The sequence below is a fragment of the Pseudonocardia halophobica genome (assembly GCF_050948485.1).
GTDB lineage: Bacteria > Actinomycetota > Actinomycetes > Mycobacteriales > Pseudonocardiaceae > Pseudonocardia > Pseudonocardia halophobica.
On the sequence record NZ_CP192046.1, the window covers coordinates 6,313,572 to 6,329,158 of the forward strand.

15 protein-coding genes are annotated in these 15,587 nt (G+C 73.7%); 8 read left to right on the forward strand and 7 right to left on the reverse strand.

The annotated features are described in order from the left end of the window. Window positions 1-127 precede the first annotated feature (127 nt). From ACQP04_RS30130 to glgB, 6 genes are all read left to right on the forward strand, one after another. Entirely contained in the window at window positions 128-1,060 is a 933-nt protein-coding gene (locus ACQP04_RS30130; protein WP_433503907.1) for an SPFH domain-containing protein, read from the forward strand. 4 nt (window positions 1,061-1,064) lie between these two features. Further along, complete coding sequence (locus ACQP04_RS30135; RefSeq protein ID WP_433503908.1) at window positions 1,065-1,298, forward strand: hypothetical protein; 234 nt, start codon at window positions 1,065-1,067, stop codon at window positions 1,296-1,298. A 26-nt stretch (window positions 1,299-1,324) separates the two neighbouring features. Further along, complete coding sequence (locus ACQP04_RS30140) at window positions 1,325-1,987, forward strand: GOLPH3/VPS74 family protein (protein ID WP_433503909.1); 663 nt, start codon at window positions 1,325-1,327, stop codon at window positions 1,985-1,987. Between the two features lie 60 nt (window positions 1,988-2,047). Continuing rightward, window positions 2,048-3,787: a maltose alpha-D-glucosyltransferase gene (gene treS / locus ACQP04_RS30145; RefSeq protein WP_433503910.1), complete on the forward strand. Its 1,740-nt coding sequence runs from the start codon at window positions 2,048-2,050 to the stop codon at window positions 3,785-3,787. Then, window positions 3,784-5,202 (forward strand): maltokinase N-terminal cap-like domain-containing protein, encoded by a 1,419-nt coding sequence (locus tag ACQP04_RS30150; protein ID WP_433503911.1) that lies wholly within the window; start codon window positions 3,784-3,786, stop codon window positions 5,200-5,202. Before treS ends, ACQP04_RS30150 begins: the two co-directional genes overlap by 4 nt. Window positions 5,203-5,455: 253 nt before the next feature. Continuing rightward, on the forward strand, window positions 5,456-7,825 hold the full coding sequence (glgB, locus tag ACQP04_RS30155; protein WP_433503912.1) for a 1,4-alpha-glucan branching protein GlgB: 2,370 nt from the start codon (window positions 5,456-5,458) through the stop codon (window positions 7,823-7,825). A gap of 35 nt (window positions 7,826-7,860) precedes the next feature. On the opposite strand, the gene ACQP04_RS30160 is transcribed toward glgB, so the two are convergent. From ACQP04_RS30160 to ACQP04_RS30170, 3 genes are read right to left on the reverse strand one after another with little or no spacing between them, the layout of a single operon-like run. Further along, window positions 7,861-9,093 carry a glycosyltransferase family 87 protein gene (locus ACQP04_RS30160; protein ID WP_433503913.1) on the reverse strand — a complete coding sequence of 411 codons (1,233 nt, stop codon included), beginning with the start codon at window positions 9,091-9,093 and terminating at the stop codon, window positions 7,861-7,863. Window positions 9,094-9,143: 50 nt separating this feature from the next. Next, on the reverse strand, window positions 9,144-10,151 hold the full coding sequence (locus tag ACQP04_RS30165; protein WP_433503914.1) for a tetratricopeptide repeat protein: 1,008 nt from the start codon (window positions 10,149-10,151) through the stop codon (window positions 9,144-9,146). A 56-nt stretch (window positions 10,152-10,207) separates the two neighbouring features. After that, window positions 10,208-11,146, reverse strand: coding sequence for an SCO6745 family protein (locus ACQP04_RS30170; RefSeq protein WP_433503915.1), 939 nt, complete (start codon window positions 11,144-11,146; stop codon window positions 10,208-10,210). A 247-nt stretch (window positions 11,147-11,393) separates the two neighbouring features. Here ACQP04_RS30170 and ACQP04_RS30175 point away from each other — a divergent pair, with 247 nt between their 5' ends. Continuing rightward, the gene (locus ACQP04_RS30175) at window positions 11,394-11,681 is read left to right on the forward strand and encodes a hypothetical protein (protein ID WP_433503916.1); all 288 of its coding nucleotides are present in this window, start codon (window positions 11,394-11,396) and stop codon (window positions 11,679-11,681) included. A 49-nt stretch (window positions 11,682-11,730) separates the two neighbouring features. Here ACQP04_RS30175 and ACQP04_RS30180 read toward each other — a convergent pair whose 3' ends face one another. Together ACQP04_RS30180 and ACQP04_RS30185 are read right to left on the reverse strand one after the other, a co-directional pair. Then, window positions 11,731-12,441 (reverse strand): alpha/beta fold hydrolase, encoded by a 711-nt coding sequence (locus ACQP04_RS30180; protein WP_433503917.1) that lies wholly within the window; start codon window positions 12,439-12,441, stop codon window positions 11,731-11,733. Then, window positions 12,434-12,745: a thiamine-binding protein gene (locus tag ACQP04_RS30185; RefSeq protein WP_037044769.1), complete on the reverse strand. Its 312-nt coding sequence runs from the start codon at window positions 12,743-12,745 to the stop codon at window positions 12,434-12,436. The genes ACQP04_RS30180 and ACQP04_RS30185 overlap by 8 nt, the downstream gene beginning before the upstream one ends. A gap of 60 nt (window positions 12,746-12,805) precedes the next feature. On the opposite strand from ACQP04_RS30185, the gene ACQP04_RS30190 reads away from it, so the two are divergent. Next, window positions 12,806-13,309, forward strand: coding sequence for a MarR family winged helix-turn-helix transcriptional regulator (locus ACQP04_RS30190; RefSeq protein WP_037044766.1), 504 nt, complete (start codon window positions 12,806-12,808; stop codon window positions 13,307-13,309). Between the two features lie 77 nt (window positions 13,310-13,386). Here ACQP04_RS30190 and meaB read toward each other — a convergent pair whose 3' ends face one another. Next, the gene (gene meaB, locus ACQP04_RS30195) at window positions 13,387-14,334 is read right to left on the reverse strand and encodes a methylmalonyl Co-A mutase-associated GTPase MeaB (protein WP_433503918.1); all 948 of its coding nucleotides are present in this window, start codon (window positions 14,332-14,334) and stop codon (window positions 13,387-13,389) included. Between the two features lie 4 nt (window positions 14,335-14,338). After that, window positions 14,339-15,523, reverse strand: coding sequence for an acetyl-CoA C-acetyltransferase (locus tag ACQP04_RS30200; RefSeq protein WP_433508465.1), 1,185 nt, complete (start codon window positions 15,521-15,523; stop codon window positions 14,339-14,341). Window positions 15,524-15,587 lie beyond the last annotated feature (64 nt).

Genomic DNA, 15,587 nt, shown 5'->3' on the forward strand with positions numbered 1-15,587 from the left:
CCGGTTCCGCGATCCGCGGGACCGGCGTCGTCGCGTTCCGGCCCGGAGGACCCGACGGGCTCGGCCCCTCGCTGGCAAAATTTGATATCACTTTGCTATGGTGGGTATGTCACGAAAGGAGCCCGCCATGCCCGACTCCCCCGCCGCCCCGCCCGTCCTCCCCGCCCGCGACCTCCCCGACATGCCCGAGCCGCGCGTCGAGGAGCGCCCGCTGTCCGGCGCCGGCGGCTTCGGGATGCTCGCGGTGGTGCTGGTGCTCGTCCTCGGCGGCGTGGCGCTGCTCGCGCTCACGGGCGTGCTCGGGCCCGTGGCCGCCGGGGTGGGCGGGTTCGCCCTGCTCGTCGGCCTGGTGCTCGCGGCCGGGCTCACCGCCGTCGCGCCCGGCGAGGCCCGCGTGGTCCAGCTGTTCGGCCGCTACCTCGGCACGATCCGCACCAGCGGGTTCCGCTGGCTGAACCCGTTCACGCAGCGGCGCAAGATCTCCACGCGGATCCGGAACCACGAGACCGAGCTGGCCAAGGTCAACGACGCGGACGGCAACCCGATCGAGATCGCCGCGGTCGTCGTGTGGCAGGTCCGGGACACCGCCAGGGCGAGCTTCGAGGTCGACGACTTCGTGGAGTTCGTCGCCATCCAGTCCGAGACGGCGGTCCGGCACATCGCCACCAGCTACCCGTACGACAACCAGGGCGCGCCGGGCCTCTCCCTGCGCGACAACGCCGACGAGATCACCGGGCGGCTGTCGGCGGAGATCGCGGCGCGGGTCGAGTCGGCCGGTGTCGCGGTGATCGAGTCCCGCGTCACCCGGCTCTCCTACGCCCCCGAGATCGCCCAGGCGATGCTGCGCCGCCAGCAGGCCGGCGCGGTCGTCGCGGCGCGGGAGCAGATCGTCGAGGGCGCGGTGGGCATGGTCAAGCAGGCCCTCGACCGGCTCAGCGAGCAGGACGTCGTGGACCTCGACGAGGAGCGCAAGGCGAGCATGGTCAGCAACCTGCTGGTGGTGCTCTGCGGCGACCGCGACACCCAGCCCGTCGTCAACACGGGCTCGCTCTACTCGTAACCGGATGCCCTCCGAGCGCAAGAAGATCCTGCTGCGCCTCGACCCGGCCGTGCACGACGCGCTCGTCCGGTGGGCCGACGACGAACTGCGCAGCACCAACGCCCAGATCGAGTTCCTGCTCCGCAGGGCGCTGGCCGACGCCGGCCGGCTGCCCGGGGCGGCGGCGCCGATGCGCCGCCCCGGGCGGCCCCGGCGGGAGGAGCGGGAGCCCGAACCCGGCGACGAGCCCGACGGCTGAGCCCACACCCACCCGGAGGTGACCCCGTGCCGACCACCCCGATCTCCCTGCCGGAGCGGCTCTACCTGCTCAGCTGGGACCCGCACCGCAAGCGGTTCACCGGCTCCGGCGAGCGCGGCCTGCTGCTGCGGGCCGCCGCGCTGACCGAGCTGCTGGCCGCCGGCGCCCTGCGCGACGAGGACGGCAAGGCCGTCGCCGCCCCCCACGTGCGGGCACCGCAGGACCCGCTGCTCGCCCTGGTGCTCGAGGAGGTCGCGACGAGCGGGCGGCCGCGGACCTGGCAGCACTGGGTACGCCACCGCGCCCGGCACGCGCGGGGCCTCGTGCGCGACCGGCTGGCGGCGGCCCGGTGGATCCGGGTGCAGCCGCGCCGGGTCCTCGGGATCTTCCCGGTCGACGACGTCACGCCGCGAGACACGCGGGCCGTGCGCCGGCTGGCCGACTCCGCCCGGTCCGCCCTGCACGGCGTCCGGCCCGAGGGGATCTCCGACGCGGACGCGGCCGCCGTCGCCCTCGCCGCCGCGGCCCGCCTGCGCACCGTCGTGAGCAGGGCGGACGGCAAGCAGCGCAAGGACCGCATCGAGGCCCTCACCGCCCGCACCGGCCCCGTCCCGAAGGCGCTCCGCAAGGCCGTCGACTCCCAGCATGCCGCCACCGTCGCGACGTCGTCGGGCGGCGGCGGAGGGTGAGGTCGGTCCGGGCCGCTCCGACCTGAGAAACCGGGCCGGCCCGGATAGAGTCCGCAACCGATGAGTGAGACGGTCGAGACGGACAGCGGCGAGCTCGTCGTCAACGAGCCGGATGCCGAGGACTACGGGCACGCGCGCGCCCTCGAGGTCGACCCGCAGTGGTTCAAGACGGCGGTCTTCTACGAGGTGCTCGTCCGGGCGTTCAACGACTCGAACCGGGACGGCTTCGGGGACCTGCGCGGGCTCACCGAGAAGCTGGACTACATCCAGTGGCTCGGCGTGGACTGCCTGTGGCTGCCGCCCTTCTACGACTCGCCGCTGCGGGACGGCGGGTACGACATCCGCGACTTCCGCGCGGTGCTGCCGGAGTTCGGCACCGTCGAGGACTTCGTCGTGCTCATCGACGAGGCCCACAAGCGCGGGATCCGCGTGATCACCGACCTGGTCATGAACCACACGTCGGACCAGCACCCCTGGTTCGAGGCCTCCCGCCGCGACCCCGACGGCCCCTACGGGGACTTCTTCGTGTGGTCGGACGAGGACACGCGCTACCCCGAGGCGCGGATCATCTTCGTCGACACCGAGCACTCGAACTGGACCTACGACCCGGTCCGCGGCCAGTTCTACTGGCACCGGTTCTTCTCCCACCAGCCGGACCTGAACTACGACAACCCGGCCGTGCAGGAGGCGATGATCGACGTCCTGCGGTTCTGGCTGGACCTCGGGATCGACGGCTTCCGGCTCGACGCCGTGCCCTACCTCTACGAGCGGGACGGCACGAACTGCGAGAACCTCACCGAGACGCACGGCTTCCTCAAGCGCTGCCGCAAGGTGATGGACGACGAGTACCCGGGCCGGGTCATGCTCGCCGAGGCCAACCAGTGGCCGTCGGACGTCGTGGAGTACTTCGGCGACGCCGAGGTCGGCGGCGACGAGTGCCACATGGCCTTCCACTTCCCGCTCATGCCGCGCATCTTCATGGCGGTGCGCCGGGAGAACCGCTTCCCGATCTCCGAGATCCTGGCCCAGACGCCGCCGATCCCGTCGGGCGCGCAGTGGGGCATCTTCCTGCGCAACCACGACGAGCTCACGCTCGAGATGGTCAGCGACGAAGAGCGCGACTACATGTACGCCGAGTACGCCAAGGACCCGCGGATGAAGGCGAACATCGGCATCCGCCGGCGGCTCGCCCCGCTGCTGGAGAACGACCGCAACCAGCTCGAGCTGTTCACCGCGCTGCTGCTGTCGCTGCCCGGCTCGCCGGTCCTGTACTACGGCGACGAGATCGGCATGGGCGACAACATCTGGCTCGGCGACCGGGACGCCGTGCGCAGCCCGATGCAGTGGACCCCGGACCGCAACGCCGGGTTCTCCATGGCCGACCCGGGCCGGCTCTACCTGCCGGTGATCATGGACCCGGTGTACGGCTACCAGGCGGTGAACGTCGAGGCGCAATCGAACTCGTCGACCTCGCTGCTGCACTGGACCCGGCACATGATCGAGGTCCGCAAGCGCCACCACGCCTTCGGCCTCGGCGACTTCCACGAGCTGGGCGGGTCCAACCCGTCGGTGCTGGCCTACACCCGCACGCACGGCGACGACACGGTCCTGTGCGTGAACAACATGAGCCGGTTCCCGCAGCCGGTCGAGCTCGACCTCTCGACCTGGGAGGGGCACGTGCCGCACGAGCTCACCGGCGGGGTGCCGTTCCCGCGGATCGGCCAGCTGCCCTACCTGCTCACCCTGCCGGGGCACGGCTTCTACTGGTTCTCGATCAAGCCCGCGGAGGACACTGCATGACGGCGCTCGCCGAGGAGCTCCCGGCCCATCTGCCCGACTACCTGGCGCGCCAGCGCTGGTTCCCGGCGAAGGGCCGGCCCGTCGAGTCCGTCGCGGTCGCCGGCTCCACCCCGTTGATCGGCGAGGGCGAGCTGCTCCTCGACCTGTGCCTGCTCCGGGTGACCTTCGCCGACGGCAGCGCGCCGGAGCACTACCAGCTGCTGGCCGGGCGGCGCCACCAGCCGACGCCGGACCTGGAGTACGCCACGATCGGCGCGGTCGGCGACCGGATCGCCTACGACGCGATGTGGGACCACAAGGCCACGGCCTTCCTGCTCGACTCGATCCGGGAGGGCCGCACGTACGGGGACGTCCGGTTCGTGCCCGAACCCGGCGTCGAGATCCCGTCCGGCGTCTCCGGCCGGATCCTCGGGGTGGAGCAGTCGAACACCTCCGTCGCCTACGGGGACAAGAGCATCTTCAAGCTGTTCCGGCGGGTCGCGCCCGGGCTCAACCCGGACCTCGAGCTGCACCGCGCGCTGCGCGGGGAGGGCAGTGAGCAGGTGGCGTCGCTGCAGGGCGCGGTCGAGGGCACGCTCGACGGGCAGCCCGCCACGCTCGGCATGCTGCAGGACTTCGCGTCCAACTCCGCCGAGGGCTGGGCTATGGCGCTGACCAGCGTGCGGGACCTGTTCGCCGAGGGCGACCTGTACGCCAACGAGGTCGGCGGGGACTTCGCCGGCGAGGCGCGGCGGCTCGGCGAGACCGTCGCCGTGGTGCACAAGGAGCTGGCCGCGGCGCTGGGCACGGGCTCCCGGGACGCGGACGAACTGCGGGCCGCGCTCACCGCCCGGCTGACCGAGGCCGCGTCGCAGGTGCCGGCGCTGGGCGAGCACGTCGACGGCATCCGCGCGGTGTACGACGCGCTGACCGGCGAGATCCCCACCCAGCGCGTGCACGGCGACCTGCACCTCGGGCAGACGCTCCGCACGCCGCGCGGCTGGCTGCTCATCGACTTCGAGGGCGAGCCCGCGGCGCCGCTCACCGAGCGGACCCGGATGGACTCGCCGCTGCGGGACGTCGCCGGCATGCTGCGGTCCTTCGACTACGCCGTCTACCACCAGGTCACGCTGGCGGACGCGGACGAGCACGAGGAACAGCAGCTCTTCCGCCGCGCCGACGAGTGGGCCGTGCGCAACCGCTCCGCGTTCTGCGACGGCTACGCGTTCGGCGCCGGGCGGGACCCGCGGGCCGAGGCCGCGGTGCTGCGCGCCTACGAGCTGGACAAGGCGGTGTACGAAGTGGTCTACGAGACCCGCTCGCGTCCCACGTGGGCCAGCATCCCGCTCACCTCGATCGCGCGGCTGGTCGAGGAGGCGCAGGACAAGGGCGTCGACACCGCGGACCCGGAGTCCGACCCGCACATCTCGCTCTAGGATCGGCCACATCAAGGCGGACGCGGAGCTGGTCGAGCGTCTCCGTGCGGCGTGCGCGGAGATCCTGCCCGGCCTGCCCGTGCGGGTGGCTACCCCTACGGCTCCCGGGTTCCGATCCGCGCTCGCCCGGGCGGCGGCCGGCCGACCCGCCGTCCACGTCGAGACGTCGGGCCGACAAGGTCTGACCTAGGGCCACAACCCGTTCGGCGGACCACAGTGGGCGCGTCCGAGCGGTCCGCAATAGGGTTTCGGGGTGGCACACGAGGACACCCGCACGATCGACCCCTGCCCCCCGGACCAGGCGACGACCGACCGGCTCCTGGGTGGTGCCCACCACAACCCCCACGGGGTGCTGGGCGTGCACCCGACGGCCGGCGGCGGCACCGTCGTCCGCGTGCTGCGCCCGCACGCCGACGAGGTGTGGGTGCTGCGCGGCGGCGACCCGGACGACGCGCACCCGCTCGTCAAGGTGCACGACGCCGGCCTGTTCTCCGGCGTCGTCGACGGGCCGGGCGGGGATTACAAGATCCGCGTCCGCTACGGCGACCGCGTCGACGTCACCGACGACCCGTACCGCTGGCTCCCGACCCTCGGCGAGGTCGACCTCCACCTGATCGGCGAGGGCCGCCACGAGCGGCTCTGGGACGTGCTCGGCGCGCACGTGCGCACCTACGACACCGCCCACGGCCAGGTCACCGGCACGAGCTTCGCCGTCTGGGCGCCCAACGCCCAGGGCGTGCGCGTGACCGGCGACTTCGACGGCTGGGCGGGCTGGGCGCACCCGATGCGCTCGCTCGGCAGCGCCGGCGTCTGGGAGATCTTCGTGCCCGACGTGGGCGTCGGGACGCGGTACAAGTACCGGATCCTGGGCCGCGACGGTGTGTGGCGCGACAAGGCGGACCCGCTGGCGTTCGCCACCGAGGTCCCGCCGTCGACCGCGTCCGTGGTCACCGCCACCACCCACGAGTGGGGCGACGAGGAGTGGATGGCCGCGCGCGCCGTCCGCCAGCCGCACGCCGAGCCGATGAGCGTCTACGAGCTGCACATCGGCTCGTGGCGGCAGGGCAACGGCTACCGCGAGATCGCCGACCAGCTCGTCGAGTACCTGGACGAGACCGGCTTCACCCACGTCGAGCTGCTCCCGGTGGCCGAGCACCCGTTCGGCGGGTCCTGGGGCTACCAGGTCTCCGGCTACTACGCCCCGACCTCCCGTTTCGGCACCCCGGACGACTTCCGGTACTTCGTCGACACGCTGCACCGCCACGGCTACGGCGTGATCGTCGACTGGGTGCCCGCGCACTTCCCGCGGGACGAGTGGGCACTGGCCCGCTTCGACGGCTCGCCGCTCTACGAGCACGCCGACCCGCGCCGCGGCGAGCAGCCGGACTGGGGCACGCTCGTGTTCGACTTCGGCCGCCGCGAGGTGCGCAACTTCCTGGTCGCCAACGCGCTGTACTGGCTCGAGGAGTTCCACATCGACGGGCTGCGGGTGGACGCCGTGGCCTCGATGCTCTACCTCGACTACTCGCGGCCGGACGGGCAGTGGCTGCCCAACCAGTACGGCGGCCGGGAGAACCTCGAGGCCGTCTCCTTCCTGCAGGAGATGAACGCGACGGTCTACCGGGAGCACCCCGGCGTCGTCACGATCGCCGAGGAGTCCACGGCGTGGCCGGGCGTCACCCGGCCCACCTACATGGGCGGGCTCGGCTTCGGGTTCAAGTGGAACATGGGCTGGATGCACGACACGCTCGACTACATCGGGCGCGACCCCGTGCACCGCAGCTACCACCACAACCAGATGACCTTCTCGCTGATGTACGCGTTCAGCGAGAACTACGTCCTGCCGATCAGCCACGACGAGGTCGTGCACGGCAAGGGCTCGCTGTGGACCCGGATGCCGGGCGACGACTGGAACAAGGCCGCCAACGTCCGCGCGCTGCTCGCGTTCATGTGGGCGCACCCGGGCAAGCAGCTGCTGTTCATGGGCCAGGAGTTCGGCCAGGTCCGCGAGTGGTCGGAGGAGCGCTCGCTCGACTGGGACCTGCTCGGCAACCGGCTGCACGGCGGCATCAAGACCCTCGTCGGCGACCTCAACCGCACCTACCGGGACCACCCGGCGCTGTGGACCGCGGACCACTCGCCCGAGGGCTTCTCGTGGATCGACGCCAACGACGCCGCGGGCAACGTGCTGAGCTTCCTGCGGCAGGGCACCGACCATGACGGCCGCCCGGCGGTCCTGGCCTGCATCGCGAACTTCTCCGGCCAACCGAAGGAGAACTACCGCGTGGGGCTGCCCTTCGCGGGCAACTGGCGCGAGCTGGTCAACACGGACGCCGAGAACTACGGCGGCTCCGGCGTGGGCAACCTGGGCGTGGTCGAGGCCGAGCGGGCCGCGTGGCACGGGCGTCCGGCGTCGGCCGTCCTGCGGCTGCCCCCGGCGGGCGTGCTCTGGTTGGTGCCCGAGGAGACCGGCGGCCCGGTGCACCCGAAGCGACCCGTCCAGTCCGCCGCCACCGAGCCGGCCGTCGAGGCACCGCCCGCCGGCGCCGCGCACACCCCGGACCTGGTGCGGGGCGTCCAGCCCGAGGTCGGCCCGGCCGACGAGGACTCCCGGGACGTCTGACCGTCCGACTCGACGGCGAACGGCGCTCTCGCTCACTAGGTCTGAGCGAGAGCGCCGTTCGCCTTCTCCGGGGCCGGGGTGCGGTCGGCGTTGCGAAGCAGCGTGATCCAGTAGGCCAGGAGGATCGCGCAGTAGAGGCTGCGGCCGAGCGGCGTCCACGGGTCGTCCGGCGTCCACAGCTCGCCCCACGATACGGGGATCAGCGGCAACGCCAGCAGCGCGGCCACCCAGGCGCGGCGCACGCTGCCCGCCGCCGACGCCGCCACCACGGCGAGCACGCCCGGCCACAGCAGCAGCAGGTAGTTGTGCCAGGAGATCGGCGACATCAGCAGGCCCGCCGCGATCACCGCCCACGGTGCCGTGCCGCCCGGGTCCACCGTGCCGGTGCGGGTGCGGCGCGCGAGCCAGACCAGGGTGCCGACCAGCGCGACGAGCCCCAGCACCGTCCCGACGCCCGACGGCAGCCCCAGGCGCAGCGCCTCGCCGGGCAGGGCCGCGTTGTCCAGGACGTCGGGCACCGGCTCGCCGAACCCGATCCGCAGCCACTCCAGGGCGCTCGACGGCCCGGCGCCCAGCGCACCCACGAGGGTCGCGACGACGGCGCCGCCGATCCCCGCCCAGAACGGCCGCCACCGCTGCTGCACGGCGGGAAGCAGCAGGACCGGGGCGAGCGAGGGCTTGAGCGCGACCGTGACGCCGTACAGCACACCGGCGAGCAGCGGGTGCCCGCGGCGCTCGGCGATCCAGCCCGCGGCCAGCCCGACCAGGAGCAGCCCGTAGATCTGGCCGAGGTAGAGCGTGCCGTGCAGGGGCGAGGACGCGAGCATCGCCAGCGTGGCGCCCGCCGTCCACCACCACGGCAACCGCAGCTCGCGGCACACCAGCACCACGGCGCCGGCGATCAGCAGCAGGGTGACCGCGGCGAACACCCGGTACGCGACGACCACGTCGAGGCCCGCGAGCGGGGCCAGCAGCAGGCTGAGCAGCGGCGGGTTGAGGTTACGCAGCTTCGCCGGCGTCGCGTAGATGTCGCCGCCGTGGGTGAGCGCGACGGCGGACTGCCAGAACGTGTCGAAGTCGGCGTGCAGCTCCCGCATGTCCGTCGACGACAGGCCGAGCACCAGCAGGTCGTGGTGCGTGGCGTGCAGGACGGCGGTCAGCGCGAGCGCCGCCACCGCGAGCACGACCGCGGCGACGCGGGCCGCCCGCCACCGCCGGGCCGGGGGCCGCGGCGGATCGGCGACGGGCTGCGGGCTGGTCGTCGACACGGCTGCCGACCGTAGTCGGCCGGGACCCCGCCCGGCCGCGCGCCCCGCGCTCAGAACAGCGCGCGCGCCAGGGCGCGACGGGCGGTGCTCACCCGCGGGTCGTCCGCCGGGAACAGCTCGAACAGCCCGACCAGGTGGCTGCGGACCTTCTCCCGGTCGTCGCCGAAGGTCCGGCCGACCGCGGCGACCAGGCGCCCGAAGGCCGACTCGGCCCGGTCCTGGGCGACCTCGGCGTCCGCCGCGGCGAGCTGGGCGTCGACGTCGTCGGGTGCGGCGTCGGCCCGGGCGATCGCCGACGGGTCCGCCTGCTCGGCCCGGGCCAGGAAGCGGACCTGCGAGAGCGCGGCAAGCGCCATCTCGTTGGCCGGCTCCTGGTCGAGGATCCGCTGGTAGGCGGCCTCGGCCTCGGCGTAGTCACCGCGCTCGAGCGCGTCCTCGGCCTCGGTGAAGCGCGGGTCCTCCGGCTCCTCCTCGGGCGCGGCGGCGCCGCCCGCGGCCGCCCTGCGCTCGCCCTCGGCGATCGCCGGCATGCGGTCGCGCAGGGCGTCGAGGATCCGGGCGATCCAGTCCTTGACCTGCGGCTCGGGCAGGGCGCCCTGGAACGCGTCGACCGGCTGGCCCGCGACGACCGCGACCACCATCGGGATCGACTGCACGCCGAAGGCCTGCGCGATCCGCTGGTTGGCGTCGACGTCGACCTTCGCGAGGATCCAGGCGCCGCCGCTCGCGTTCGCGAGGCGCTCCAGGACCGGCGAGAGCTGCTTGCAGGGCTCGCACCAGGTGGCCCAGAGGTCGACGATCACCGGCACCTGCAGGGACGCCTCGAGCACGTCCCGCTGGAAGCTCTGCTCGGTGACGTCGATGACGTACCCGCCACCGCCGCCACCGTCGGGGGAGGTCGCCGGGGCCCCGCCCTGGGCGCCGCCCGCCGCCTGCTGGCGGGCCGCGGCCTCCGAACGGGCCTTCAGCGCGGAGAGATCGACGGCGCCCGCCAACGCGGACGACAGGGCCGCCGTCTGGGCTGCCTGACGAGGATCGGGTCGCGACACGCCGTCCATCCTGGCACGATCGCCGCCCGGCCCGCCCGTCGCCCGCCCCCTCGGGTGCCGGCGGATCAGCCGGGGCCGGCCGCCACCAGCGGGCGCATGCCCATCGGGTTCTGCGGCAGGAAGTCGCCCGCGGCGAGGACCCGCTCCACCAGGGGTCCCGCCAGCCCGACCAGACGCTCGGCCCGGGCGTCGCCGAGGGCGCGCCAGGCCTGGTCGGCGAGCGCGTCCGTGCGGGCCTCGACCTCGGCGCAGAGCTCCCGCCCCGCGTCGGTGAGCACGGTGTCGGTCACGGTCTCCCCGGCGTTCGGCTCGACGAGGCCCCGGTCGGTGAGCCGGGCCCGCGCGGCCTCCCACTCCTCGACGGTCCAGCCGCGCCGCTCGCGCAGCCAGTCGCCCGGCAGGCCCTGGGCGCCCGCGAACACCACCAGCGCCTCCACGGGGTCGATGCCCGCGCTCACCAGGGCCGCGACGTGCCCGTCGCCGCGCTGCTCGCGCAGGATCGTCTGGGCCTGCCAGAGGACGAGGTGCGGCGCGTCCGGCCACGGCAGGGCGGCGTTGGCGGCAGCGAGCGCCCGCCCGGCCGTCGACACCGAGGTCGCGGCCGTGCGCGCCAGCTCGGCCGCCTCGGCGACCTCCGCGGACCCGGCGAGCTCGCCGAGCGCGCGGCCCAGGGCGGCGTCGACGGCCGCGAGCCGGGCGTCGAGCAGCTGCGCGGGCGTGGCGACCGACCAGACCTCGGGCACCGAGCGGGCGACGAACCCCGGCGCGAAGTTGTAGAACAGCGCGGTCACGACCTCGGCCGGCACCGGTCCGAGCGGTGCGGCGCGCTGCCCGAAGTAGCCGCGCCAGAAGCCCCGCAGGCCCAGCGACTCCCCCGCCGACCGCGCCTCCGGCGCGAAGTAGGTCACCGCGTGCAACGGCTCCAGCGCGCGCCACAGCCGGCGCGCCCGGTGCTCCTCGTCGGCGGCGTCCGTGCTGGTCGCAGCGGTGGTCCCGGTCGTCATGGCGCCTCCCGTCCTCGTTCCCGCCACGACCGTAGGACGTCCGACCATCCCCGATCCAGCGCCCGGCGTTGCGCCGATCCGGTGGCGGCGCCCACCCGCGGTCCGCGGTCGCGGACGCGCCGATCACCGGACCGGCGGAGCACCAGCGGCGGCGCGCGCTCGTTGACTTGACGGAAGTGACGTCGCGTCACCGTGCGGGCACGCCGCACGGCTCCGCGCCGGGACCGTCCCCTGACCGGAGGATCTGATGAGCCAGGAGAACACCGTCGCCGACCGCCTGCTGGCGGAGGCCCGCAGGAAGACCGCGCGCGAGCAGAACCCCGTGCTGGGCAAGGTCGCGCTGATCATCGGCATCGTCGCGCTGGTCGCCAGCCCGATCTCGATCGTCGGCTGGGTCGGCGGGCTCGCGGCCATCGGTGTCGGCATCGCCGCGGTCCGCAACCCGGACATCGCGAAGCTCGCCAAGATCGCGATGGGGCTGGGCTTCGCCGCGATCCTCGTCGGCGTCTTCTTCTTCACGCTCAACATCGCCTGACCGACCCCGCAGACGGCCGGCGGGCCTCCCCGCCGGCCGTGAGGGTGCGTCACAGACCGACGAGCAGATCGGCCAGCTCGGCCGGGCGGGTGAGCATCGGGAAGTGCCCACCGGGCAGCTCGCGTACCTCGAAGCCCAGGTCGGCGGCCAGCCGGCGGGAGGTCTCCGGGTTCACCACCCGGTCCTGCGCGCAGACGACCGACACCGTCCGCACCGACGGCCACGCGGCCAGCGGGGTGACCTCCCTGCCGATCGCCCACGCCTGCGGGCGGAGCTCCGCGACCGCCCCCCGGACGAGGTCCGGCGCGCCCAGCTCCTCGGCCACCCCGGCGTACAGCGACGCCTCGGCGGCCTCCGCCGGCCAGCTCGTCGTGCCGCCCGGGCCGCGCTCCTGGCCGGGGCCGAACCCCGGGGCCATGATCGTGCGGTCCTCGCGGAGCAGGTCGTTGTGCGCCCGGCCGGGGGTCGGGAGCATCGCCGCGACCAGCACCAGGGCACGCGTGCGCGGGCCGAGCTCGGCGGCGACCAGCGGCGCGGTGAGCCCGCCGAGCGAGTGCCCGACGACCACGACCGGCCCCTCGGCCGGCGCCGCGGCGAGCGCCGCCGCGACGTACTCGGCGGCGCCCGCCCCCGGCTCGTCGGCCGGCAGGTCCGGTGCCACCGAGCTGAGCCCCCGGGCACGCAGCTCCTCCTGCAGCGGCGCCCAGCTCGACCCGCGGTGCCAGGCCCCGTGCAGGAGCAGGAACGCCGGGTCAGCCATCCGAGCCGAGCGCCTTCTCGATCCGCTCCACCTTCGCGCTGAGCTGGCCGGTGTACCCGGGCCGGATGTCGGCCTTGAGCACCAGGCTCACTCGCGGGGACCGTGCCTGCACGGCCTCGACCGCGCGGCCCACCACGGCCATCGCCTCGTCCCAGGTCTCGGCCTCGATGGTGGTGAACATGGACGTCGTCTCGTTGGGCAGCCCGGACTCCCGGACCACGCGGACGGCCTCGGCGACGGCGTCGCCCACGCTCCCGTCGTCGGAGGAGCTGCCGGACGGCGCGATGCTGAACGCTACGAGCATGCCGCCAGCCTGCCCCATGATCTCGGGCCGCGGGTGTCCGCCCTGCTAGCGTGCATGGCCATGGCCTCGCGCGACCCGCTCCCCTTCGACCCGATCGACCGGGCGGCGGAGCTCTGGGCCGAGCGCATCGGCCCGTCGGACACCATGGCCGCCGTCACCAGCGTGATGCGCGTGCAGCAGATCCTGCTGTCGGCGGTCGACGCCGCGCTCAAGCCGCACAACCTCACCTTCGCCCGCTACGAGGCGCTGGTGCTGCTGAGCTTCTCGCGGGCCAAGAAGCTGCCGATGCGGGTGATGGGCGAGCGGCTGCAGCTGCACCCGACCAGCGTCACGAACATCGTCGACCGGCTGCAGGCGGACGGGCTGGTGCGCCGGACCCCGCACCCCACGGACCGGCGGGCGACCCTGGTCGAGATCACGCCGGACGGGCTGGAGAGGCTGGAGCAGGCCACCAAGTCCGTCACCGCCGTCGACTTCGGGCTGGTGGGACTCGACGCGGAGGGCAAGGCCACGCTCTTCGACCTGCTCGGCCGCATCCGCTCGGCCTCCGGCGACTTCCGCTGACCTCGCTCCGCACGAACGGCACTTTCGTGCGGTAGGTCCGCACAAAAGTGCCGTTGGTGCGGTCGTCAGAGGGAGTCTCAGAGGGAGTCGAGGAGCTCGTCCGCCGCCGCGTAGGGGCTCAGCGTGCCGGCCACCACCTTCTCGGCCAGCGCCTCGAGGGCGGCGCCGCCGCGGACGTCGCCGAGCCGCGCGCGGACCTTCTCCAGCCCGATCGCCTCGATCTCGTTCTCCGCCCGCCGCCGGCGCCGCCGCGGGCCCTCGCCGGAGGACTCCAGCCAGGCCCGGTGCTCGTCGATCGCCCCGGCGACCTTGTCGACGCCCTCGCCGCGGGCCGCGACCGTGCGGCACACGGGCGGCTTCCAGGCGTCCCGCCGCTCGCCGAGCGACATCATGTAACGCAGGTCGCGGACGGTCTGGTCGGCGCCCTCGCGGTCCGCCTTGTTGACCACGAACACGTCCGCGATCTCGAGGATCCCGGCCTTGGCGGCCTGCACGCCGTCGCCCATTCCGGGCGCGAGCAGCACGACCGTGGTGTCGGCGAGCGAGACGACGTCGACCTCGGACTGGCCGACCCCGACCGTCTCGACGAGCACGACGTCGCAGCCCGCGGCGTCGAGCACCCGCAGCGCCTGCGGGGTCGCCCAGGCCAGCCCGCCCAGGTGTCCCCGGGTCGCCATGGACCGGATGAACACGCCCTCGTCGATCGCGTGGTCACCCATCCGGACCCGGTCGCCGAGCAGCGCGCCGCCGGAGAAGGGCGACGACGGGTCGACCGCGAGCACGCCGACCCGCTTGCCCTGCTCGCGGAACGCCGCGACCAGTGCGGACGTGGTGGTGGACTTGCCGACGCCCGGCGAGCCCGTGAGACCGACGACCTGCGCCCGCCCCGTGTGCGGGGCGAGCAGCGCGGCGACCTCCGGCAGGTCCTTCGACCCGCTCTCGACGAGCGAGATCAGCCGGGCGACCGCGCGCTGCTGGCCCTCCAGCGCGCGGTCGACCAGCTCCTGCGGGGACTGCTGAGGCAAGGGATCAGGCCGGGACGCGGAGGATCAGCGCGTCGCCCTGGCCGCCGCCACCGCACAGCGCGGCCACGCCGACACCGCCGCCGCGGCGCTTGAGCTCGAGCGCCAGGTGCAGCGTGATCCGTGCACCGGACATGCCGATCGGGTGACCGAGGGCGATCGCACCGCCGTTGACGTTGACCTTCTCCTCGTCGAGGCCCAGCTTGCGCGTCGACACGAGACCGACCGCGGCGAAGGCCTCGTTGATCTCGACCAGGTCGAGCTCCTTGGGGTCGAGGCCCTCCTTGGCGCACGCCTTGGCGATGGCGTTGGCCGGCTGCTCGTGCAGGCTCGTGTCCGGTCCGGCGACCACGCCGTGGGCGCCGATCTCGGCCAGCCAGGTCAGTCCGAGCTCCTCGGCCTTGGCCTTGCTCATCACCACGACCGCGCACGCGCCGTCGCTGATCTGCGACGACGAGCCCGCGGTGATCGTGCCGTCCGCGGCGAAGGCCGGGCGGAGCTTGGCGAGGCTCTCGCCGGTGGTGTCGCCGCGGACGCCCTCGTCGTGCGAGAAGACGACCGGGTCGCCCTTGCGCTGCGGGATCTCGACGGGGGTGATCTCGTCGTCGAACACACCGTTCTTCACGGCCGCGGCGGCGAGCTGGTGCGACCGGGCCGCGAAGGCGTCCTGGTCCTCGCGGGTGACGTCGTAGCGGCTGTTGTGCTTCTCCGTCGACGCACCCATCGCGACCTGGTCGAAGGCACAGAACAGGCCGTCGTAGGACATGCTGTCGATCAGCGCGGTGTCGCCGAACTTCGTGCCCTCGCGGGACTTGGCCAGCAGGTGCGGCGCCTGGGTCATCGACTCCTGGCCGCCCGCGACCACGATGTCGAACTCACCGGCACGGATGAGCTGGTCGGCGAGGGCGATGGCGTCGATGCCGGACAGGCAGACCTTGTTGACGGTCAGCGCCGGGACGTCCATCGGGATGCCGGCGGCGGCGGCCGCCTGGCGGGCGGGGATCTGGCCGGCGCCCGCGGTGAGCACCTGCCCCATGATCACGTACTCGACCTGCTCGGGGGCCACCCCGGCCTTCTCCAGGGCGCCCTTGATCGCGAATCCGCCGAGCTGAGCGCCCGAGAACCCCTTGAGCGACCCGAGCAGCCGGCCGACCGGCGTACGGGAACCAGCGACGATCACGGACTGCGCCACGACGACCTCCAGCAACTGCGTTGGCACACGGGATTGGTTCCGGACCATACCCGTCGGTCACCTG